Genomic DNA, 20,215 nt, shown 5'->3' on the forward strand with positions numbered 1-20,215 from the left:
GGTTCGAGCGGTGGAAGCGTCAGGGAGTCCCGCCGTCGCCGTACCCGTTCCAGGCCCGCAGCTTGTCCGGATTGACCACCAACCACACATCGGTGATCAGCCCACCCCCGAGCCCCAGCGACAGCACGGCGAACGTGGTCCCGCCGATCCGTACCGCCACCCCCGGCATCCCATTGACGTCGTCCTCGACAAGCTCCATCTCCGGTTCTCGCCGCATGAGCCCGAGAAAGAGGCGGGCCACCTTGTCCCGGCCGATGACCGGACGCAGAGCCGCCCGCACCTTGCCGCCCCCGTCGCTGCGCGACTCGACCGCCGGGTCGAGCAGCGCGACCAGCGCGTCGAGGTCCCCGGTCTCGCAGGCCTCGCGGAACGCGGTGACGACGCGCCCGTGTTCCTCCGCCGTGGCGCTGCCGGGCGGGCGCCGGGCCAGGCGGCGGCGGGCGGAGGAGGCGAGTTGTCGGCAGGCGGCCGACGTACGGCCGACCGTCTCGGCGATCTCGGTGAACGGCAGGCCGAACACGTCGTGGAGGACGAAGGCGACACGTTCCGCGGGCGTCATCGAGTCGAGCAGCACCAGCATCCCCATGCTGACCGACTCGTCGAGGGTGATCCGGTCGGCGGGATCCTCGGCACCCGCACCGCCACCCGTGCTGGCCCACCCGGCCCCGTGCCGCACCGGCTCCGGCAGCCACTCACCGGTGTACCGCTCCCGCCGGACCCGCGCCGACCCCAACTGGTCCAGGCAGATCCGCGACGCGACCCGGGTCAGCCACGCCATCGGCACGTCGATCGCCCGCTGCCCCTCCTCGGACAGCGCGTACCAACGGGCGTACGTCTCCTGTACGACGTCCTCGGCATCCTGCACCGAACCGAGCATCCGGTACCCGAGGTTGAGCAGCCGACGACGCTCGGCCATGAGCGAACCGAGGGTCGGGACGGGCGGGTTGGCCGGGGGCGGCGGGACGGTCGGGAGGGCCGGGTCCTGGCCCGATCCGGACGGCGAGTCGGGCCGCGAGTCAGACGGCGGGTTGGACGGCACGGCGGCGCTCATCCCCCCTGCGAGTCTTGCGAGTTCGGGATGGCCAGGGTGGCCGGGACAGTCGGGTCCTGGCCCGATCCGGACAACGACCCGGACCGCGAGTTGCACAGCACGGCGGCGCTCATCCCCCCTGAGAATCCTGCGAGTGCTGCGAATCCTGCGATTCCCGCGCGACCCGCGATTCCCCCTCGCCCCGCACGCCCTCCTTCACGCCCCGCCCGCTCCCCTCCACGTCCCGCGCCGCGAGCCATTCGTCGAACGTCTGCGTCCCCCGCGCCCCACCCCCCACCGGCAACTGCCCGTCCCCCGTCATGGCCGCCCCCACCCCACCCGGCATCCGCACCGGCACCACCGACCGCCGTTCGCCCCTGGCCCGCAGCAACCGCCGCACCATGTCCACGAGTTGCTCGACGCGTGGCCCGGCGAGATCCGGGGCCATGCCTTGGGCAGGGCCCGCCGCCAGCTTCACCAAATGCTGGGCGACCTCCCGCGCGGCGATCGGCTGGGTCCGCATCCGCGGTACCACCGCGAGCGGCCTCGGCACCCGTTCGAGGGTCTGCTCCGCGAACTCGTGGAACTGGGTCGCGCGCAGTACCGACCACGGCACCGACCCGGCCCGCACCACGTCCTCCTGGCGGAGTTTGCCCTGGTAGTAGCCGAGCCCGACCCGGTCGATGCCGACGATCGACAGCGCCACGTGATGCCGTACGCCGGCCCGCTCCCCCGCGTCGAGCAGATTGCGCGCGACGGCGTCGAAGAACGCGACCGACTTCCGCGCGCTCGTGGTCGTCACGTTGCTCACGTCGACGACGGCGTCCGCACCGTCGAGGGCAGCGTCGAGCCCCGCGCCGCCCGAGACCAGGTCCACGCCCCGCGACCGGCTCAGCACCACCGGTTCGTGCCCGGCGGCGACCAGTTCCTCGACCACGTACCGCCCGACCAGCCCGGTACCGCCCGCCACCGCCACCCGCATGCCGGTCCTCGCCTTCATCGGTTGTCACCCTGCCGCCCGGAACGCTCCCGCACCGGCACCAGCAGCACCGCCGCCAGCAGCATGAGCGCGGCCAGGGACACGACGTTCAGCACCTGGTCACGCGTCCCGTACATGTCGAGGTGCTGCACGTGATAGCTGAAGTGCAGCACGTTGAAGACCAGCCACACCGCACCCGTCGTCTGCACCAGCCGGGTGTTCCGCACCTGGCGCAGCGCGATGACCGTCAGGCAGGCCAGCGCGAGGAACATGGACCCCGCGTCCTTGACGAGGTGTTCGTTGTAGGGGCCCAGCTGGGGCAGCCAGCTCAGCCCGAGCCCGGGGAAGTGCGCGTACCACCCCGTGGGCGAGAAGTAGGCCCACAGCCCTGTGTACAGGCTGACCACGGCCAGCAGACCGAGGCTGACGTACCGGATTCCTGTGTTCATACCCGTACGACGACACAGCCCCCGCGAATGTCACGGCGGAGGCCGAAGCCGCAGGTCAGGTAGGCAGCCGCCGCACCATGAAGACGTCCACCGCGTCCTCGACCTCGACGACGAACCCGTGCCGCTCGTACAACCGCCGGGCCGGACTCCCCCGCAGCACGTTCAGCCGTACGACGCGGACACCGTCACGGTCACACCGCTCCAGCAGCTCCCCCAGCACCCCGGAACCGATCCCGCGCCCCTGGTGTTGCGCGCCCACATAGAAATGCTCCAGCCAGTGGCAACGGGCGCCCGCGTCCGGCCGTAGCGCCACACACCCGGCGAACTCCCCGTCCACCTCGATCACCCAGGTGCACCCCGGTTCGAACCCGTCCCGGAACCGCTGCCGCACCCGCCGCGCGTCGTACCGGCCGAGCCGCTCCAGATCACCGCGCAGTACGACGGCACGCAGCTCGGCGATCGCCTCGACATCGGCGGCCGACGCGGGCCGTAGCTCCCAGTCCGCCATGATCAGCACGTTACCGCGCGGAAATCGATGGAACCCGGGCGGCCCCGCTGCTGGAATGACCCGATGCACGACAACGACGGCGCCGACACATCGGCGATCATGGACCGAGGCCGGTACGAGGACGCCAAAACGCCCTGGGACCAGGCGACTTGGCGGAACGAGGCGCTCGGCTGGGCCGCCCGCGAACTCACGGCGAGGGGACTGCGCGAGAGCGGGACAGCCCGCCGGGGCGTACGTCTCCGCCCGTGGTCCGTCCTGGTCCGCATCCCCGTCGAAGGCGCCGCCACCACCTCCACCTCGGTATGGCTGAAGGCCAATCCCCCCGCCGGCGCCTTCGAGGCACCGCTCACCGCCGCACTCGCCCGCTGGGTCCCGGAGTACGTCCTGGAACCCCTCGCCGTCGACGCCGACCGCGGCTGGTCCCTGCTCCCCGACGGCGGCGAACTCTTCCGCCAGGTCCTCGCCCGCACCCCCACCGACCCCCGCGCCTGGGAGGAACCGCTGCGCCAGTACGCGACGATGCAGCGCGCCCTCGTCCCGTACACCAAGGACCTGGAACAACTCGGCGTCCCCAGCGCAAGGACGACAGCCCTCCCCCAAGTCTTCGACGAGACGGTGGAGTTCATCCGCTCGGTCATGGAACAGACAGCGGTGCTACGGCAACCCGCCCCCGACCTCGATCCCACCAGCCTGCATGCCCTACGGCCGCGCCTTCTCAACTGGTCCGAAGAACTGGCCGACTTGGGCATCCCCGACTCGCTCGACCACTCCGACCTGCACGACGGCCAGCTGTTCAACCCGGAGCCCGGCCGCTACACCTTCTTCGACTGGGGCGACGCGGCCGTCTCCCACCCGTTCTGCAGCTTTCTGGTCCCCGCCGGGCGCGTCACCGAACGCTACAGCCCCGACGCACTGCCCCGCCTGCGCGACGCCTACTTGGAACCCTGGACGGCAAATGGCCGTACCAGCAAGGAACTTCGCCGCGCACTCACCCTGGCGGGACGGCTCGGTGTCGTCGGCCGCGCGGTCTCATGGGGCCGGCACTTCCCGGGCGCGTCCGACGAGACGCGGGCGGCGGGCGCGACGGAGAGTGCGAGGTGGCTGCGTCAACTGTCGTACGAGGAGCCCCCGTTCTGACGGTCGACTGCCCCCCTGAACCCCAACTGCCCACCCCCCGCTACCGGTTGACCGCCAACCACGCCTCCATGGCATCGAAGTCCGCGCCCGTGATCCCGTAGCGATGGTCGACGCGTTGCAGCAGGGCCCGTTCGGGATGGTGGGCGGTGACCCAGTCGCGGTCGGCGTCCCGGATCTCGTCGTCGACCCACACGAAAGGCCGGCCGGCGGCCCAGGCAACGAGCGACCGGGTCTTCCAGTGCAGGCGACCGCCGGCCGCGCTCTCGCTCTCCTCTGCCGGGTCGAGCCAGTCCACCAGGGGGAGTTGGGGCAGTCCGAGCCAGGGCGCGACGCAGACGTTCGCGTCGTCCATCCAGGTCGTCGCCCACACCAGTTCGCACCGCAGCGCGGCGAGCCGCGGCCCGAGCGAGGGGTCGATCCGGGTCAGGAGCGGAGGGGCGGCGGCGGCCGGCGGCGCGAAGCCCGGTTCGTACACCGGGTAGGGCCGCGACGCACCGAAGGGCAGCAGCGTCCCGTCGACATCGAGGAAGAGGAGCATCGCCAACAGGATCGGACACTTTCCTCTCCTCCGCCACGCCCGTCAGCCATTCCATTCCTCCCCTACGGCACGCACGTCACCCCTCGAAGCCGCCCGCGCGCAGCAGCTCGTCGACCCGGGCCCGGTGCGCGGCCTCCCAGTCGTCAAGACTCTCGTCGCCCTCCTGAACCAACCGCGCCAACGCCCCCGCGAGCACCTCGGCCCGCCGCGCACCCGGCACGACCACGACCCCGTCCTCGTCGGCCACCACGACATCCCCGGCGTCGACGGCGACGCCCCCGCACCGCACCCGCTCGTTCAACGGCAGTACGGCCTTCTTGACCCCCGGGATCGGCACGACCCCCCGCCCGAACACCGGGAACCCGGCCGCCCGCACCTCCCCCACGTCACGGATCACCCCGTCGACGACGAACCCGGCGATCCCGCGCCCCTGCGCGACGGCACAGACATTCCCCCCAGCGAGCGCGTACTCCACATCCCCCGACTCCACGACGACGACCGAACCGGGCTCGGCACGGTAGATGGCCGCGTGCAGCATGAGGTTGTCGCCGGGCGGACACCGCACGGTGAAGGCCGGCCCGGCGAGCCGCGGCATCGGTCCCCACAACGCCCGTACGCCGAGGTCCAGCACCTGCTCGTGGCCGAGCAGGTCGGCGAGGGTGGTCGTAGGGATGTCCTCGAATTCGGTGGCGTCAGTCATACGACGGACGCTACCGTCCCCCTCATGACTGCCGGGTCGGCCTTGTGCCGTGAGCGAGTCGGGTACCCGGCCTCCGAGTGAGGCCGAGGCGGGCGAGAGCCCCGCCATCTGTCACTGCGTCCAAGTCGAAGTCGAGTCGAATCAATTCGAGTCGAGTCGAGTCGAGTCATCACATCAGCCGCAGCGACAGAGAGAAGAGATCACCACCGCATGCCCAACGACTTCAATCAACCGGTCATCGACGAGTTCCGCGCCAACCGGGGCCGTATGAGCGGCTACTTCGAGGGTGCCCGTCTGCTCCTCCTCACCACCACCGGCGCCCGCACCGGCACCCCGCACACCACCCCCGTCGGCTACCTCCCCGACGGCGACCGGGTCCTCGTCATCGCCTCGGCGGCCGGCTCCAACCGGCACCCGGACTGGTTCCGCAACCTCGTCGCCCACCCCCAAGTCACCGTAGAGAGCGGCGTGTTCACCTACGAGGCACGGGCCGAGGTCCTCACCGGCGAGGAACGCGACCGGCTCTTCGCCCGAGCGGTGGAGGCGGACGCGGGCTGGGCGACGTACCAGGAGAAGACCGACCGGGTCATCCCGGTCGTCGCCCTCCACAGCCTGGCGCAGGGCGGCCCGGGCAACATCAACGCGACGTCCTTCGGCGAGGCCATCAAGGTGGTCCACGACGCGTTCCGCCGCGAACTGTCCCTGATCCGAGACGAGTTGACCTCCGGTACAGCCACAACAACTCTCGGTGCCCAACTCCGCGTCAACTGCCTCACGTTCTGCCAGGGCCTCCACAACCACCACACCGGCGAGGACACCGTCCTCTTCCCCCTCATCGCCGAACGCCACCCCGGCTCCACCCCAGCCGTGACCCGCCTCCGCGAGGAACACGAACGGATCGCGGCGCTGGTGGAGGAGTTGCGCGGGACGCTCGCGACGACCGGGGAACCGGCCGTGGTCCGCGCGGAGGTGGAGCGGCTGACGGCGGCGCTTGAGGCGCATCTGACGTACGAGGAGGAGGAGTTGATCCCGCTCTTCGACGCCACCGCTTGACCTCAAGCCTGCTTGAGGTCGAAGACTGCACGCATATCCCGACGCGGCGGAGGTTGGTCATGCGTGCAGCACAGGTACAGGAGTTCGGCGGGCCGGAGGTCCTGGTCCCGGTGGTACTGCCGGACCCGGTCCCCGGTCCGGGCGAGGTGCTGATCGACGTCGCGTACGTCGACACGATCTTCGTCGAGACCCAGGTGCGGACCGGCTGGGGCCAGGAGTTCTTCCCGACGACACCGCCGTACGTCCCGGGCGGCGGCGTCTCCGGGGTGGTCAGCGCGCTCGGCCCGGAGGTCCCGGAGGAGTGGCTGGGCCGCAGGGTGACGTCGTACGTCCAGGGCGGCTACGCCTCGCGAGCGGTGGCGGCGACCACGGCCCTGACGGTCGTACCGGACGGCCTGGACCTGCTGCCGGCGGCTGCCCTGGTCCACGACGGCGTCACCGCGTCCGGCCTCGTCGAACTGACCGCCGTGTCTCCCGGCGACCGCGTCCTGATCCTGGGCGCCTCGGGCGGCATGGGCACGCTCCTGGTCCAACTGGCCCGTTCACGTGGCGCGTTGGTCGTGGGGCTGGCTCGGGGTGAGGAAAAGCTGGCACTGGTGAAGGAGTTGGGCGCCGACGCGGCGGTGGACGTCTCGGCTTCCGACTGGCCGGCGCGGGCCCGTGCGGCACTGGGCGGCGCGGCCGACGTGATCCTGGACGGCGTGGGCGGCCAACTCGGCGCCACGGCCCTTCCGTTGACCACGGACGGCGGCCGCTTCTCGGCCCACGGGGCCCCGTCCGGCACCTTCGCCCCCGTCGACACGAAGGAGGCCGCCGACCGGGGCATCAAGCTGTTCGGCATCGCGGACATCCAGTTCCCTCCGGCGGAGTTGCGCCGGTTGACCTCGTACGCCTTCGAGGAGGTGGTGGCGGGGCGGTTGCGGGTGGTGATCGGGGAGGTGTTCCCGCTGGGGCGTGCGGGAGAGGCGCATGCGGTTGTCGAGGGCCGAGTACTGGTGGGGAAAGTGGTGCTCAAGAGCTGAGCGCCTTCAGCCAGGCACGCCCCTGTGCCAGGGCGGCCGTGCGGCCAGTTCCCACAGGGCGTCGAAGTGCCTGTTCCACGTCACGATGGCGGCCTTGGCGTCGTCGGTGTCCTCCCGCGACCAGATGTTGAGGTCGGTGCGGTATCCCTGGGGATCGTAGTAGTCGGGTTCCGGGCTGAATCCCATGGTGCGGGCGGACACGTCGTAGAGGCCGTGCAGGACCAGTTCCCGGTTGAAGATGCAGATCTTGTCACGTGGTATGCCCGGGTAGAAGCGGTACTCGCAGGCGGCCGTCACCCGCCCCACCGACGTCAACCGCTGCGCGATGGCCGACAGTCGCTGGTCGAACTCCCTGCACTTGACCTCTATCCGCCTGCGGAACTCCTCGTCATCGACGGGTAACCCGTCCGTGCCCACCCGGGAGGGCACCGTCATGGGAGCGCGGAAGTCCGGGACGAGGAATCTGACCACCACGTGCCGCGTCGGACCAGGATCTTCGTGGAGGCCCTCCAGACGGTGGTAGAGCTCGTTGTAGAGCGTCTCGCCGGTGTAGCCGAGAAAGCTGATCTCCACAGTCCGCGCACGGAAGGCCTCGGTGACGAAGGTGCCCAACTCGCGTGACTTCACCTGGGCGCGGGACGGCAGCCGAAGTGATGCATCGAGGTCGTTGACCTTGTCGTACAGGACATAGGCCACCACGCTGAGGAGCGCGCTGCCGAGGAACACCTTGCCTTGAAGAGCGTCGCCCACCGGCTTCACGAACTGCGCGATCAGCCCGATGACGAAGACGACGAGAAGCAGAAGCCGTGTGACCGTCGACTGGTACCGGGCCTGGAACCGCTTGAGCCGTTCGCCCACGGTGCTTTCGGGCAACCCGCCGCTGCCGCCGCGCATCACGAGCCCCCTCCCCCATCGCGCAGTGCACAGCCGCACGTCACATGTGTGCGGGGTGCTCGTTCGTCCACGCCTGTCCATGGTCGGCCCGAGGCAGGTCGAAGGCAAGATAGGGGTTGGCTGTCGATCTGGCCCTGAGCCCGAGTGACGCGGTCGCCGTCTTCAAGGTCATGGCGTATGTGTCCACCGCCCGGCGGACGTTGGGAGCTTCGAGGCTGTCTCCGGTCACGAGCCGGTCGAGGTCCACATAGGCGGACCGCACGGTCTCGGTCCAGCGGTACACGTTCCAGTCCTCGCGCCAGCCCTTGGTGCACTCCTCCGGCATCCTCTTCGCCCAGCGGGTGAACAGGCGGTCGCGAATGTCCGGGCTCGTCGGGGTCAGGTGCATGTGGCGGACCAGGTCGTAGAGGGGATCGCCGACCATCGCCATCTCCCAGTCGATGAGGGTCAGCCCCGTACCGTCCTCGCGACGCACCAGGTTCCAGGGGTTGAGATCGCCGTGCAGCAGTACGGAACGGCGCGGGGTCAGCATGTACCGGTCGAGGATCTCCCCCAGCCGGACAATGTCTCCAGGCAGGCCCAGCTGCCGGGCCAACCTCAGTGTCTCCTTGGACAGTTCGGACACCATGCGGAGCAGTTCGCCGCGCAGGCCATAGAAGAAGTCGTGCCCCAGGGTGTCCGAACCCAGCTCCTCGCACTCGATTGCCGTCAACTCGCAGAGCTGGTCGACGAGATCGTCCGCCTCGTGCGGCAGCAGACCCTCGGCGGGATGGTCCGGATGCCGGATCTCGCCCTTCGGCCCCTCGTACGAGTGAATGGTGAACTGGTCCTTCCAATGGGGACCGCTGGTTCCCAGTGCCAGCACCCGCGGGGCACGGACCCGCACACCCGATGCCTCGATCAGCCCCAGAACGGCGTGCTCGTTGAGGAACCGCCGTTCCCGTGGGTTCGCCGATCCCACCTTCCGCCGCACCATGACGGGGAGGGGGATGTCCCGTACCCGAACCGCCGTGCTGAGATGAGCCGTTCCCTTGAACACGTGGTCCGCGGGAGCCGCGCCCTCCGCGAACAGGGCGTCCCGCACCGCCCACGCCGGGAACTCGGGGTGCTCGGGAACCCTGGGGTCCCGCCGCCAGGGGATGTGCAACTTGATCTGGTGCTTGCTGTGCTTCTTTCCGTTGGACACGTTCCACCGGAAGAGAATCCCCTCGATGGACTTCTCGTCCGGCACGCTCTTGAGCCGCAGGGGAGCCTCGGCCAGCAACAGGGCCCTGCGCACCGCGTACGTCGCGGCATCCAGCTCCCGTTGGTCGAACTTGTCGCCGAGCGACGTCACCGCGCGCATCACATCCGGGTAGACGGACTGGGCGCGTTCGAAGTCGACATAGTGCTTCAGGTCCCGCTCGGCGCCCTTGCCCGCCTCGCCGCACCGCAGGTCCATGGCAGCCCGCCAGGCATCCATCACCTCGGACCACTGCTCAGCGGGGTAGTCCATCCGTACGAGATGGGTGGCGAGGTCGTGCACCGGGTCACCGAAGGTGGCCAGCTCCCAGTCGACGCAGATCAGAGGCGGGGCGCCGTGGTACGAGAAGATCACGTTGTCGCGGTGCAGGTCGGTGTGGAGCAGGCTGAAAGGGCGGCTGATCATCGCGGGTACCCGTTCGGCGAACCGCACCATGGCGTCCCCGGGAATACCCAGCGTGGCGAACAGACCTCCGAACTTCGGCCAGTTGCGCTTCCTGATCTGTTCCTCCGTCGCCATGGCCAGAGCCCGGAGGAACGCCCGGCTGTCCCTGCTGTGCCGGGGCCAGGACTGCGGCAGCGGAGGCAGATCCTTTCTGCGTACCTGCGTCATGTCCGCGAGCAGGCCGGCGAGGGCGGAGATGAGCTCGGAATCCACCTGCGTGCCGTTGGGGCGGACGGTCGACAACGGCACGCCCTGGACATAGCTCAGGACGGTCATGTCCTCGCGTCTGACGAGACACTGCGGCACATGGGGCAGCACGCCACGGAGCGCGTCGAGGATCCTCGCCTCGTCCTGCCACGTCCTGATGACGACCGGCAGCACATCGCGGATCCGCTCCCGGACGGTGACGCGGTCGTGCCCCCTCAGCTCCGGCAGCCTGAAACAGGCGTCCTGCGGCGGTCGGACGACATAGTTCAGGTTGTGGTGACCCCGGCTGAACTTCCCCTCGTTCTTGGCGCAGGCCACGAGCCCGTCGAAGGCGTCGCCCGTATCCCTCGCCCTGGAGGGAGTTCCGGGCATTGGTGGACCACCCAAGGTCGCTCCTGAATAGCTGTACGTCGCCGCCCATGTGCATGCGCTGCGAGCAGGGTGGGCACACTGTAATGCCCAAGGCGGTAGCGCATGGCGCAACCTCGCTAAACCGAAACCCACTTGATGACTTCGCTCGAACGACCGGCGGATGTCAGGAGGTCAGGGCCAGGCGCTCCCAGCAGGCGTCGAACCACGCCTGCATGCTCTCCATGAACACCGATCCGGTGGAGTTGGGGTCACCCTCGTCGTTGACATGCCGTATCAGCGTCGACCCCAGCCCGAGAACGTCGAGAGCGTCGATCTCCGTGTCTTCGTCGAGGCGGATGGAGCGCTCCACGACTTCGTACGGGCCGAACAGGGCTTCGGCGCCTCGACGCAGGTACAACTTGAAGGCAGGGACCAGGGGGACACTCCTGACCTCCACGTTCACCGACGGCACCACTCCCTCTGTCTGCAGGTTCCGCAGGGCCGCGCGCAGCGACGTCGTGTGCAGCCGGGTGATGTCCCTCAACCGCTGTTGCGTCCGCTCCTGCAACCCGCCCAATTGGTCGGCCCCATCAGCTCCGTCTGCCACACCCTTCAGCTTCAGGGCACGCGGATACGGAAGTTCCAGCGACTCGGAGGGCAGCAACATCCGCAACTCGATGCGCTCAGGGGTGGCGATCTCCCCCGTGCGGATGTGTTCGGCCTGTAGGCGGACGTGAGTGTCCAGGCTCTCGGACGTGAGGGTGAAAACGTCCAACTGCACGACCCGTTGGGTGAAGGCCCGGGCGACGAACGGCCCCAGTGCCGCCCGCAGCCGGGGTGCCGCCTGCGGAACCCGGCCCGAGTGCATGGGGCTCTTCACCACGCGCGAACCACTTCCCTGACGGGACTCGATCCACCCTTCGTCCTTCAGCTCACGCAGAACACGCTGGACCGTGTCACGGGAGACTCCGAACTCCTCGGCGAGTTCGCGCTGCGTGGGCAGGAGCTGTCCCACCGCGTATGTGCCGTCGGCGATGCGGACACGGAGCTCCTCCAACAAGGCACTGGACTCCCTGCCGCCGCCTTCGCCACGTCCTGAGCTCACACGACGACCGTACCTCCTCACCGGACCAGGCAAACCACTTCCAGTCATACCGCGGCCGAATTTGACGGTCAGCCATACACATTTCGCGGCAGCGTTAAGGGATCAAGCAGCCGGGGCACACCAAATTCAACAACCAGTCCAATTGGACGGGTTGCCGATCAGGCGTCAGACAAAAACACTCTCCGACAGGCAAGGGGTGGGGTCCCATGGTCGTCATCGAGTTGCTGGGAGCCGTCATGGCACTCGGCATCGAACAGCTACTGCAGTCGCGTTACGGGGCCCTCGGCCTCCTCTGCCTCTTCCTGATAGGCGTGGGTCTCAAGGCCCGCAACACCGCCTGCCTGTCCGTCGGAGCCGTGATCTTCGTGCTCCTGATGACTCAGGCCTGATCCAGCACCACCCGCAACACCGTCTCCATCGAGCCGACGACATACTCGGCCCCCGCGTCCCGCAGCACCTTCTCCTTGCGGTCGTTACGCGCGTAGCCGAGGAACGGCACTCCGGCCGCTTGCGCGGCTTCGAGGTCCGTCGGGGTGTCGCCGATCATCAAGGTGGCCGACGGTGCGGCGCCCAGGCCGTTCAGTGCGCGGATGAGGCAGTGCGGGTCGGGCTTGAGGAGGTGGAGGTCCTGGGTGCGGCCGTAGATGTGCGGGGCGAAGCAGGGGACGAGCCCGCGGCCGGCCAGGTAAGTGCGCACCACTCGCGGGGAGTTGTTGGTGGCGATGGCCAGCCGGGAGCCCACCGCCGACCAGGTGCGGATCAGCGGGTCGGCGTACGCCGTGGGCATCGCCGAGGACGTGGCCCGGAGTTCCTCCTGGGTGAGACGTTCCTCCAGCTCCGCGACCAGGTCGCTGCCCGGGTGCCGGCGGTCGACGGCGCGCAGCACCATGTGCGGGTCCAGGGAGTCCCTTTCCGACTCCGTCAACAGCCCGTGCAGTCCCCGCCCTTCGAGCCACTCGACCAGTTCGCCCGCCACCCGCTCAGCTGTGTGCCCCGCGAACAGACGGCAGACCGGACCGTCGAAGTCGAACAGGACGTTGCGGGCCTTGGTGATCAGTTCTCGCAGGTTCTCTGTCTCTACTGTCACCGGTTCAGTCTGCGCCGTATCAGGAGTCACTAGGAGAGTGTCAGGTCCGTCGTGATGGTTTCCCAGAGGGCGTTGAACCACAGCTGCGATTGATCCACGAAGGCCGCGTCCCGCTCGCCGGCCTGTCGGAGGAAGGAAAAGAGGAGAGACTTGGCGCCGAGGGCGTCGTACATGTCCAGGGTCTGGCTGCCGTACTCCTCCTCCCGCCGCGTCAGCAAGTAGTAACCGAGCAGCGCCTCCTGGCCGTTGAGGAGGTACAGCTTCACGGGCGGGGTGAAGGGGAGGGCGCGGAAGGTCACGCGGACGTCCATGCCGTGCGTGGCCCGCAGAGCCAGCAAATTGTGCTGAAGCACCTGACCCTGGGCGTTGCGCATCGACAGCCAGCGCTGGTGGACCGAGTTGTCCTCGTCGCTGCCGTCGGCCGGGACGGGGAACGCGAGGGTGATCTCCTTGGAGGGGACCAGGATGCGGACCTCGATCGACTGGGGGCTGAGGCGGCCCTCGTGGATCTGGCGGAGGGGTTCGCCCAGGGCCAGCATCAGTGTCTCCGCCGTGTGGCACACGACGTCTACGCGTACGTTCGATGCCGCGAACGCGTCCGACAGGCGCGGGGCCAGGCCGACCATGGTCGGCTGAGGCTCGCCCCCTGTCGGCGTCGGCGGCTCCGCGATCCGTGGTGGGCTTCCCTTGCTCACGTTGGTCAGGAGGCCTGCCTCCTGGAGGAGGCGGAGTGCCTGGCGTACGGCGCCGCGTTCGACCCCGAACTCCTCCGCCAGGTCGGCCTGGGTGGGCAGGCGGTCTCCTGCCTTGAGGTCGCCGGTGCGGATGCGGTCACGCAGGGCGTCGGCGATCTCCTGGGGCGAGAAGCTTCTGCTGCCGTTCACTGCCACGTTCTCCTGGGTCACGACCAAACGGTATAACTCTGCCCCATCTAAGGGGAGTTGTTTGGAACCTGATTGTAAGTAGGTGTGAGTAGGTGCCAATCGGGAACAACTTAAGCAGAGTTGGCTGCCAACTTCTCCAAGTTGGTGGAAGTTTTGCTTCCACAGCCCGAAGGGGGAACCACCGTGCCTGCCATCGCCCTCCTCTCCGCCGTCTTCGTCGTCGGCTTCGAGCAGATCGTCCAGTGGAAGTACGGCGCCACCGGGATCATCGGCCTGCTGTTGCTCTCCATCGGCATCAAGGCCAAGAGCCCGGCCATCAGCTCCATCGGGGCCGTCGTCCTGGCCCTGCTGGTCACCGGACCGGCTCTGTGACCGTACGACCCGAAGGCCGCCCCCAAGGTCACGTCAGGTCAGCCACTGCGGGAGGCGATCAGCTCGTGGGTGTCAGCGTGAGCTCCGAACTGATCGTCTCCCACAGTGCGTTGAACCACAGGTGCGACTGTTCCACGAACGTCGTGTCCCGCAGCCCCGCGCCCTGGTCGAAGGCGAACAGCATCGACTGGGTACCCTCCGCGTCGTACATCTCCACCTGCTCGTGGCCGATCTCCGCCTCGCGCTGGGTCAGCGTGTAGTAGGCGAAGAGCGCCTCCGAGCCGTTGAGCAGGTACAGCTTCACGGGCGGGGTGAAGGGCAGCGCGCGGAACGTGATGTGCACGTCGATGCCGTGCGTCGCGCGTAACGCGAGCAGGTTGTGCTTCAACACCTGGCCCTGGGCGTTGCGTTGGGCCAGCCAGCGGCGTTGCAGCCGGCCGTCGGCCGGGGCATCCACCTGGGAGGGGAAGGCGAGTTCGATGTCGCTGCTCGGCAGCAGCACCCGGACGTCGACCTTGGCCGGTTTCAGACGTCCGGCATGGATCTGCCGCAGCGGTTCGCCGATGGCCAGCGTGAGCGAGACCGCCGTCAGACACAGCGCCTCTATCTCGACGTGCGGCTGTGCGAAGGCCTCCGATATGCGCGGTCCCAGGCCCACCATCGTGGGCTGCGGCGGGGCTCCCGGGCCGGTCAGCGCCAGGTTGAGGTCGGGGGCCACGGTCGCCGGGCTGCCCTTGGACACGTTGGTGAGCAGTTGCTCGGACTGCAGGATGCGCAGGGCCTGTCGTACGGCCCCGCGCTCGACGCCGAACTCGTCCGCCAGCTTGGCCTGGGTGGGCATGCGCTGGCCGGGCCGCAGTACACCGGACCTGATCCGGGTGCGCAGCTCGTCGGCCAGCTCGCGGTGTGACCACTGTGGCCGTGGTGACCTCGTCCGTCCATTGACGGTGGCGTGTTCCGGGTCCACGACCAAACACTACAACTTCCCGCCATCTTTGGGCAGTTCAAGGAAAGGTGGTTATGAGACGTACCCAAGAGGAGATAACTAGAAGAGAGTTGGTCACCAACTTGACCGACTTGGCCGCCTGGGTCTCTCTCCTGGAGGGGAGCCGAGAGCCCGGCGGCCGGCACCACACCACAACTGAACAGCTACGGATGAACCCAGTCCATCAACCGGCACCAGCGGAAAGGTCGTTCAGGATCAGAAGATGTCCGGGCACCACGGCCGCCTGGACGTACGCAGCAGGGCGTCGGCCACACGGGCGGCGCCCGCTCGTTCTTCCCGCACCCGCCCCAGCGCGGCAAGCCGCACGGCCGACTCGTCCCCCAGCCACAGCGTCCCCAACTCCCCCACATCGAGGGTGAGTTCGGCACTCTCCGTGGTCGGCGTGCAGGACGCACCCTGCGCAGACGCCTCCAACCGGTAACGCCCACCGGCGAGCCCGGCGCCGTCGACGACCTCGAATACCAACGTGCCCTCCCCCTCGTACGACCGCGCCTCCATGGCCCGTACGACGTCCAGGACCCGCACCCACAACCAGTCCGCCTGTGTCGTGATCGTCGCCGCGCGCGGGTCCGGCAGGAGGAGGGGCAGCAGGTCGTCGGGGGCACGCCAGCCCGACTTCACCTTCGTCACCCAGTCGATCGAGCAGATGTGGTGCCACAGGGCGCGCTCGGCGGCCGGGGTAGTCGCGATCAGCTTCTTCACGGTGGCTGTGTCCTGCGGCTGCTTGGCGTCGGTCCACGTGTCGTCGCAGACGTACGCGGCCAGGCCCTGCACCTCGCCGTCCGCCGCGCGGTAGACGGCGTAGAAGGGCTCGGTCCACGGCTCGCGCTCCAGGCGTACGGCGCCCGTGGTGACCTGCCACCAGCGGTCGTCGCGGGTGATCGCGCCGGGCTGGTTGCGGCGCAGGCGCTCGTGCAGTTCGGGGCCGAGCTTGCGTACGTCCTCGCCGTCCACCAGGTCGATGCGGCCGCCGTCCTCCGGGGCGGACCAGCGGGGGTCCAGGCCCGCCCTCATCACGTCGATCTCCCACTGGGTCGCCGACGTGGCGGGGCCGAAGCCGTAGCGGCCGTAGATCCGGTACTCGGCGGCGATGAGGGTGGCCACGACGTCGCCGCGTTCCTTCGCCGCCGCCAGGTCCTGGGCCATCATGCGGTTCAGTAGGCCTCGGCGGCGGTGGGTGACCGTGACGGTGACGTTCGAGATGGCGTCTGCGGGGACCGGGTTGCCGCCCACCGCCGTGAGCTCCTGGGGGAAGGAACGGAAGGTCGCTACGCAGCGGGGGCCGTCGAAGGCGCCGAGGGTGCGGGACCTGTCGATGTAACTGCTGCGGTCGGCGATCTCTTCGTCGGAGACGTGCGGGGTGCGGAGGAAACCGGTGTTCAGGGCGCGGATCCAGTCGGGGATCTCGGGCTCTGTGACGGGGCGGACGGCGAGATCCTGGGGGTGACTGGTCATGGGATCACGCTAGGTGTACGAGCGGCGGGGTGTCTCGGGGATTTTCCTCGCCCCCGCCGCCCCTACCCGTCCCATCACTGGGGGCTGCGCCCCCAGACCCCCCTTCGGCCTGAACGGCCTCGTCCTCAAACGCCGGACGGGCTGAATGATGCCGGCCGGGGTGAAAAGCAGAAGCGCGCTCCCCCCACTAAGACACCACCCGAGTCTCTCCACCCCTGCCCCCTGAAGGCTGGGGTCATCTCTAACCAGTCAAAGCCCGTTACGGTGGTTAGATTTACCCCCGGCTTCTGGCGACCACCCACCCGCCGTTGGCCGCTGAGCCGAGGGGGCGTGCGGGCGAGACGCGAGCGCGCTCCTCCGCACCGGTCGGCAGCACGGTTCAGGCAAGGGGGTTCCTCCCTGGCCACCCGTTCCTCCGGGCCGCTCGCTCGCTTCTGAAACGGGCTGGAGCGGCCCTAGTCAAGGGTGGAGCGCAGCGGAATCGGCGCAGCCGACGCGACCGCAGGGAGCGCCCTTTACTCGGGCCGCGGAAGCCCGACACTGGCCAAGAAGCGAGCGGCCCGACCTCGCCTCTAGAACACCGCCCGGATCTCCCCCACCTCACGCCCCCCACCCAGCACAGCCACCTTCCCGAGCCCCCCGGTCGGTACGCCCATCAGGTCCAGCACCCGCCCCAACACCGGCCCCAACGCCCGCCCCGCCCCGTCCTCCACCTTGAACGCCAGCGCCCGCCCATCCGGAAGGGCAACCGCCTGAACCGCCTCCGCGCCCATCTTCGACAGCAGGCCCGGTACCGCGCGCATCAGCCACGTGTCCGGCCGCCGCGTACCGGCGACGTACTCGGGATGAGCCCGCATCGCATCGGCGACTCGGCGTTCCGCCGTACCCGGGGCTGCCAGGACGAAGGTACGGAAGGCGCGGGCCAGGCCCGTCAGGCTGATCGCCATCAACGGGGCGCCGCAGCCGTCCGTGCCCACCGCCGCCACCCGCTCACCCGCCGCTTCCTCCACAACCCTGTGGATAAGTTTTTGGAGCGGGTGGTCGGGGTCCAGGTATGAATCCAACGGCCAGCCCCGCAGCGCGCTCGCCGCCAGCATCGCCGTGTGCTTGCCGGAACAGTTCATGGCGATGCGGTCGCGTACGGCGCCCGAGGCCAGGTACGTCTCCTGTTCGACCGGGTCCAACGGAAGGTCCGGCGGGCACTGCAACTGGCCTGCGTCCAGGCCGTGTTCGGAGAGGAGTCGGCGTACCAGATCGCGGTGGAAGAGTTCGCCGGAATGGCTCGCCGCGGCGATCGCGAGGCGTTCGCCGGTGAGGTCGAGGCCCGCGCGCAGGACGCCCGCCGCCTGCATCGGCTTGTTGGAGGAGCGGGGGAAGACGGGGGTCGTCACGTCACCCAGGGCCAGTTCCGCCGAACCGTCCGCCGCCAGGACCACCAGGCTCCCCCGGTGCCGGCTCTCGACGAAGCCGGAGCGAACCACCTCCGCCAGCACCGGAGGGGCCCCGTCGACAATCTCCGCACCCTCAGCCGTCACATCGGGCCCCTCACGTCACTCACGTCAGCAGGTCGTCCACCTGTGCCTCTCCCTCACGGTACCGGCGGGCGATCTCCGCGCTACAGCCGTCGGCCGTGTGCTGGAGCAGCTGACGGCGCCGGGACACCTGCTGTTCGTACCGTACGAGGCGGCCCATCGCGGTGGTCAGTTCCAGGTCGGTGCGGGCCTCCAGGTCGGAGAGTTCGACCTCGGCGAGCATCTCGGCGGCCAGCAGCCGGTACTCCTCGCTGTGCGGCGTACCCAGCGTGACGTGCCGGGCCGACGAACGGTGCCGGGCGGGGGCGTCGGTGAGGATCTCCGACAGCCGGTCGACCACCGACGCCGCGCCCGCCGGGGAACGCCGGGCCAGTTCGGCGCGCAGGATGTCGATCCGGCCCTGGAGGAGCCGTCGTACGTAACTCAGGTCGGCCTCGTCGCGCTGCGCGTCGCGGCGCAGCGCGCGCAGCTCCGGGAGCCGTAGCGCGGTCAGGTCGGGTGTGGGCGGTTCGGCGGGCAGCAGCGGGCTGTCGACGCGCTGCGCGGGCGGGCGGCGCGTGGCCGGTCCTCCCGCGCGGATCAGCGAGACAGGCCCGTGGGGCTGCCCGGTACTCGGTGTGCTCATGTGCCTGAACCGTCCCCTCGACCGGCGTGTGGACAGCATCGTGCCACCCCCAGTGGCCGCTATGTGACCGAGTGCCCCCGAACGGCCCCAGATGGGGGGTTAAGGATCAAAAATCGGCCCCCTGCGGCCGCCCGACAACCGCTTCCGCCCGCACGGCATCATGGAACCCATGCGAGCAGTGGTGCAGCGGGTGGACAGTGCGAACGTCGTGGTCGACGGCGAGACGGTCGGGGCGATCGAGGGCGAGGGCCTGTGCGTCCTCGTCGGCGTCACCCACGAGGACACCAAGGAGAAGGCGGCCCAACTGGCCCGCAAACTCTGGTCGATCCGCATGCTCCACGACGAGAAGTCGTGCAGCGACATCGACGCCCCGCTCCTCGTCATCAGCCAGTTCACGCTCTACGGCGACGCCCGCAAGGGCCGCCGCCCCACCTGGAACGCGGCCGCCCCCGGCGACATCGCTGAGCCGCTCGTCGACGAGGTGGTGGCCCAACTCCGTTCGCTGGGCGCCACGGTGGCGACGGGCCGCTTCGGCGCCCAGATGCGCGTCTCCCTCACGAACGACGGCCCGTTCACCGTGGTGATCGACCTCTGAGACCCCACCACCAAAACCCCACAACTACGGCTCTACGACTACTTCCTGAGCGGCCGCCGTGTTGTCGGCCAGCAGCGGCGCGTCCAACGGCACGTTCCGCTTCACCAGTGCGAGGGCGATCGGGCCCAGTTCGTGGTGACGTACGGACGTCGTGATGAAGCCGATCTTCCGGCCCTCCGCGCCCTCCTCCGCGAGCCTCAACTCCGTGCCGTGGCCCGGGAGATGGACCTCGCTGCCGTCGAGGTGGAGGAAGACGAGGCGGCGCGGCGGCTTGCCCAGATTCTGCACCCGAGCCACCGTCTCCTGGCCGCGGTAGCAGCCCTTCTGGAGATGGACCGCCGTACCGATCCAGCCCAGCTCGTGCGGGATGGTGCGATGGTCGGTCTCGAAGCCGAGGCGGGGGCGGTGGTGCTCGACGCGCAGCGCCTCGTAGGCGAGGATCCCGGCCGGCGGACCCGACTTCTCGGCGTACGACTCCAGGTCCTCACGCGGGAGGAACAGATCGCGGCCGTACGGCGTCTCGCGTACGACGGCACCGGCCGGGACCTCGGCGATGGAGCCGGCGGGGACGTACACGACCGCGAACTCAGCTGTGCGGTCGGTGACTTCGACGCGGTAGAAGAACTTCATCGACTCCAGGTAGGCGATCAGCGCCTCCTGGGTGTCGGGTTCGGTGTGCATCCACACTGTGGTGCCGTCGTCGACGAGGTACAGGGCGTGCTCGATGTGGCCGTGCGCGGAGAGGATCAGCGCCTCGGTGGCGACGCCGGTGGGGAGGTCGCTGACGTGCTGGGTGAGCAGGAGGTGCAGCCAGCTCAGCCGGTCGTCACCGGTGACGGCGACGACCCCTCGGTGCGAGAGGTCCACGAAACCGGTGCCGTCGGCGAGGGTGCGCTGCTCACGGAACAGGTCGCCGTAGTGGGCGGCGACGCCTTCGTCCACTCCTTCGGCGGGGACGGCGCCGGGCAGGGACAACAGGGAGCTCTTCATACGGGTAAG

Annotated in this window: 22 protein-coding genes; 6 read left to right on the forward strand and 16 right to left on the reverse strand. The window is 69.2% G+C overall.

All coding sequences use genetic code 11. The features are described 5' to 3' along the window. Positions 1-19: 19 nt before the first annotated feature. The 4 genes from sigJ to OG496_RS26815 all read right to left on the reverse strand — a co-directional run bounded on the left by sigJ (position 20) and on the right by OG496_RS26815 (position 2,966). A complete protein-coding gene (sigJ, locus tag OG496_RS26800) occupies positions 20-916 on the reverse strand; it encodes an RNA polymerase sigma factor SigJ (RefSeq protein ID WP_405976712.1) in 897 nt (298 codons plus the stop codon). Between the two features lie 244 nt (positions 917-1,160). Next, positions 1,161-2,030 carry an SDR family oxidoreductase gene (locus OG496_RS26805; RefSeq protein ID WP_405972689.1) on the reverse strand — a complete coding sequence of 290 codons (870 nt, stop codon included), beginning with the start codon at positions 2,028-2,030 and terminating at the stop codon, positions 1,161-1,163. Continuing rightward, a complete protein-coding gene (locus tag OG496_RS26810) occupies positions 2,027-2,458 on the reverse strand; it encodes a hypothetical protein (RefSeq protein ID WP_405972690.1) in 432 nt (143 codons plus the stop codon). Before OG496_RS26810 ends, OG496_RS26805 begins: the two co-directional genes overlap by 4 nt. 55 nt (positions 2,459-2,513) lie before the next feature. Continuing rightward, entirely contained in the window at positions 2,514-2,966 is a 453-nt protein-coding gene (locus OG496_RS26815; RefSeq protein WP_405972691.1) for a GNAT family N-acetyltransferase, read from the reverse strand. Between the two features lie 63 nt (positions 2,967-3,029). On the opposite strand from OG496_RS26815, the gene OG496_RS26820 reads away from it, so the two are divergent. Continuing rightward, entirely contained in the window at positions 3,030-4,103 is a 1,074-nt protein-coding gene (locus OG496_RS26820; RefSeq protein WP_405972692.1) for an aminoglycoside phosphotransferase family protein, read from the forward strand. A gap of 40 nt (positions 4,104-4,143) precedes the next feature. On the opposite strand, the gene OG496_RS26825 is transcribed toward OG496_RS26820, so the two are convergent. Both OG496_RS26825 and OG496_RS26830 read right to left on the reverse strand, forming a co-directional pair. Continuing rightward, positions 4,144-4,641: an HAD domain-containing protein gene (locus OG496_RS26825; RefSeq protein WP_405972693.1), complete on the reverse strand. Its 498-nt coding sequence runs from the start codon at positions 4,639-4,641 to the stop codon at positions 4,144-4,146. A gap of 76 nt (positions 4,642-4,717) precedes the next feature. Then, positions 4,718-5,341: an RraA family protein gene (locus OG496_RS26830; protein WP_405972694.1), complete on the reverse strand. Its 624-nt coding sequence runs from the start codon at positions 5,339-5,341 to the stop codon at positions 4,718-4,720. Between the two features lie 210 nt (positions 5,342-5,551). Between OG496_RS26830 and OG496_RS26835 the strand changes: the two genes are divergently transcribed. Further along, complete coding sequence (locus tag OG496_RS26835; RefSeq protein WP_405972695.1) at positions 5,552-6,394, forward strand: nitroreductase/quinone reductase family protein; 843 nt, start codon at positions 5,552-5,554, stop codon at positions 6,392-6,394. A 59-nt stretch (positions 6,395-6,453) separates the two neighbouring features. Further along, the gene (locus tag OG496_RS26840) at positions 6,454-7,416 is read left to right on the forward strand and encodes a zinc-binding dehydrogenase (RefSeq protein WP_405972696.1); all 963 of its coding nucleotides are present in this window, start codon (positions 6,454-6,456) and stop codon (positions 7,414-7,416) included. 6 nt (positions 7,417-7,422) lie between these two features. On the opposite strand, the gene OG496_RS26845 is transcribed toward OG496_RS26840, so the two are convergent. From OG496_RS26845 to OG496_RS26855, 3 genes are all read right to left on the reverse strand, one after another. Further along, positions 7,423-8,310: a hypothetical protein gene (locus OG496_RS26845; protein ID WP_405972697.1), complete on the reverse strand. Its 888-nt coding sequence runs from the start codon at positions 8,308-8,310 to the stop codon at positions 7,423-7,425. Positions 8,311-8,350: 40 nt separating this feature from the next. Further along, positions 8,351-10,576, reverse strand: coding sequence for a phosphotransferase (locus OG496_RS26850; RefSeq protein ID WP_405972698.1), 2,226 nt, complete (start codon positions 10,574-10,576; stop codon positions 8,351-8,353). Positions 10,577-10,739: 163 nt separating this feature from the next. Beyond that, positions 10,740-11,660 (reverse strand): GntR family transcriptional regulator, encoded by a 921-nt coding sequence (locus tag OG496_RS26855; protein WP_405972699.1) that lies wholly within the window; start codon positions 11,658-11,660, stop codon positions 10,740-10,742. Between the two features lie 206 nt (positions 11,661-11,866). Here OG496_RS26855 and OG496_RS26860 point away from each other — a divergent pair, with 206 nt between their 5' ends. Continuing rightward, complete coding sequence (locus OG496_RS26860; protein WP_399395949.1) at positions 11,867-12,049, forward strand: hypothetical protein; 183 nt, start codon at positions 11,867-11,869, stop codon at positions 12,047-12,049. Here OG496_RS26860 and OG496_RS26865 read toward each other — a convergent pair. Then, positions 12,040-12,747 carry an HAD family hydrolase gene (locus OG496_RS26865; RefSeq protein WP_405972700.1) on the reverse strand — a complete coding sequence of 236 codons (708 nt, stop codon included), beginning with the start codon at positions 12,745-12,747 and terminating at the stop codon, positions 12,040-12,042. The genes OG496_RS26860 and OG496_RS26865 overlap by 10 nt on opposite strands. Positions 12,748-12,776: 29 nt before the next feature. Then, on the reverse strand, positions 12,777-13,658 hold the full coding sequence (locus OG496_RS26870) for a winged helix-turn-helix domain-containing protein (protein ID WP_405972701.1): 882 nt from the start codon (positions 13,656-13,658) through the stop codon (positions 12,777-12,779). Between the two features lie 156 nt (positions 13,659-13,814). Between OG496_RS26870 and OG496_RS26875 the strand changes: the two genes are divergently transcribed. Beyond that, positions 13,815-14,003: a hypothetical protein gene (locus OG496_RS26875; RefSeq protein WP_019062567.1), complete on the forward strand. Its 189-nt coding sequence runs from the start codon at positions 13,815-13,817 to the stop codon at positions 14,001-14,003. 58 nt (positions 14,004-14,061) lie between these two features. On the opposite strand, the gene OG496_RS26880 is transcribed toward OG496_RS26875, so the two are convergent. The 4 genes from OG496_RS26880 to OG496_RS26895 all read right to left on the reverse strand — a co-directional run bounded on the left by OG496_RS26880 (position 14,062) and on the right by OG496_RS26895 (position 18,621). Next, complete coding sequence (locus tag OG496_RS26880) at positions 14,062-14,976, reverse strand: winged helix-turn-helix domain-containing protein (protein WP_405972702.1); 915 nt, start codon at positions 14,974-14,976, stop codon at positions 14,062-14,064. Between the two features lie 228 nt (positions 14,977-15,204). Continuing rightward, positions 15,205-16,464 (reverse strand): GNAT family N-acetyltransferase, encoded by a 1,260-nt coding sequence (locus tag OG496_RS26885; RefSeq protein ID WP_405972703.1) that lies wholly within the window; start codon positions 16,462-16,464, stop codon positions 15,205-15,207. Between the two features lie 572 nt (positions 16,465-17,036). Further along, the gene (locus OG496_RS26890; RefSeq protein ID WP_405972704.1) at positions 17,037-17,999 is read right to left on the reverse strand and encodes an asparaginase; all 963 of its coding nucleotides are present in this window, start codon (positions 17,997-17,999) and stop codon (positions 17,037-17,039) included. Positions 18,000-18,018: 19 nt separating this feature from the next. Then, the gene (locus OG496_RS26895) at positions 18,019-18,621 is read right to left on the reverse strand and encodes an aerial mycelium formation protein (RefSeq protein WP_405972705.1); all 603 of its coding nucleotides are present in this window, start codon (positions 18,619-18,621) and stop codon (positions 18,019-18,021) included. Between the two features lie 169 nt (positions 18,622-18,790). Between OG496_RS26895 and dtd the strand changes: the two genes are divergently transcribed. Beyond that, positions 18,791-19,216, forward strand: coding sequence for a D-aminoacyl-tRNA deacylase (gene dtd / locus OG496_RS26900; RefSeq protein WP_405972706.1), 426 nt, complete (start codon positions 18,791-18,793; stop codon positions 19,214-19,216). Positions 19,217-19,240: 24 nt separating this feature from the next. Here dtd and OG496_RS26905 read toward each other — a convergent pair whose 3' ends face one another. Then, positions 19,241-20,206: a YgfZ/GcvT domain-containing protein gene (locus OG496_RS26905; RefSeq protein ID WP_405972707.1), complete on the reverse strand. Its 966-nt coding sequence runs from the start codon at positions 20,204-20,206 to the stop codon at positions 19,241-19,243. Positions 20,207-20,215 lie beyond the last annotated feature (9 nt).

Origin of the sequence: Streptomyces sp. NBC_00988, assembly GCF_045162645.1 — a bacterium.
Lineage (GTDB): Bacteria > Actinomycetota > Actinomycetes > Streptomycetales > Streptomycetaceae > Streptomyces.

Bases quoted from the DNA above. Each gene is read 5' to 3' on its own strand.
- dtd (WP_405972706.1), top strand. From the start codon at position 18,791: ATGCGAGCAGTGGTGCAGCGGGTGGACAGTGCGAACGTCGTGGTCGAC.
- OG496_RS26810 (WP_405972690.1), bottom strand. From the start codon at position 2,458: ATGAACACAGGAATCCGGTACGTCAGCCTCGGTCTGCTGGCCGTGGTC.
- OG496_RS26885 (WP_405972703.1), bottom strand. From the start codon at position 16,464: ATGACCAGTCACCCCCAGGATCTCGCCGTCCGCCCCGTCACAGAGCCC.
- OG496_RS26895 (WP_405972705.1), bottom strand. From the start codon at position 18,621: ATGAGCACACCGAGTACCGGGCAGCCCCACGGGCCTGTCTCGCTGATC.
- OG496_RS26815 (WP_405972691.1), bottom strand. From the start codon at position 2,966: ATGGCGGACTGGGAGCTACGGCCCGCGTCGGCCGCCGATGTCGAGGCG.
- OG496_RS26825 (WP_405972693.1), bottom strand. From the start codon at position 4,641: ATGCTCCTCTTCCTCGATGTCGACGGGACGCTGCTGCCCTTCGGTGCG.
- OG496_RS26840 (WP_405972696.1), top strand. From the start codon at position 6,454: ATGCGTGCAGCACAGGTACAGGAGTTCGGCGGGCCGGAGGTCCTGGTC.
- OG496_RS26905 (WP_405972707.1), bottom strand. From the start codon at position 20,206: ATGAAGAGCTCCCTGTTGTCCCTGCCCGGCGCCGTCCCCGCCGAAGGA.
- sigJ (WP_405976712.1), bottom strand. From the start codon at position 916: ATGGCCGAGCGTCGTCGGCTGCTCAACCTCGGGTACCGGATGCTCGGT.
- OG496_RS26830 (WP_405972694.1), bottom strand. From the start codon at position 5,341: ATGACTGACGCCACCGAATTCGAGGACATCCCTACGACCACCCTCGCC.
- OG496_RS26845 (WP_405972697.1), bottom strand. From the start codon at position 8,310: ATGCGCGGCGGCAGCGGCGGGTTGCCCGAAAGCACCGTGGGCGAACGG.
- OG496_RS26850 (WP_405972698.1), bottom strand. From the start codon at position 10,576: ATGCCCGGAACTCCCTCCAGGGCGAGGGATACGGGCGACGCCTTCGAC.
- OG496_RS26820 (WP_405972692.1), top strand. From the start codon at position 3,030: ATGCACGACAACGACGGCGCCGACACATCGGCGATCATGGACCGAGGC.
- OG496_RS26835 (WP_405972695.1), top strand. From the start codon at position 5,552: ATGCCCAACGACTTCAATCAACCGGTCATCGACGAGTTCCGCGCCAAC.
- OG496_RS26805 (WP_405972689.1), bottom strand. From the start codon at position 2,030: ATGAAGGCGAGGACCGGCATGCGGGTGGCGGTGGCGGGCGGTACCGGG.
- OG496_RS26860 (WP_399395949.1), top strand. From the start codon at position 11,867: ATGGTCGTCATCGAGTTGCTGGGAGCCGTCATGGCACTCGGCATCGAA.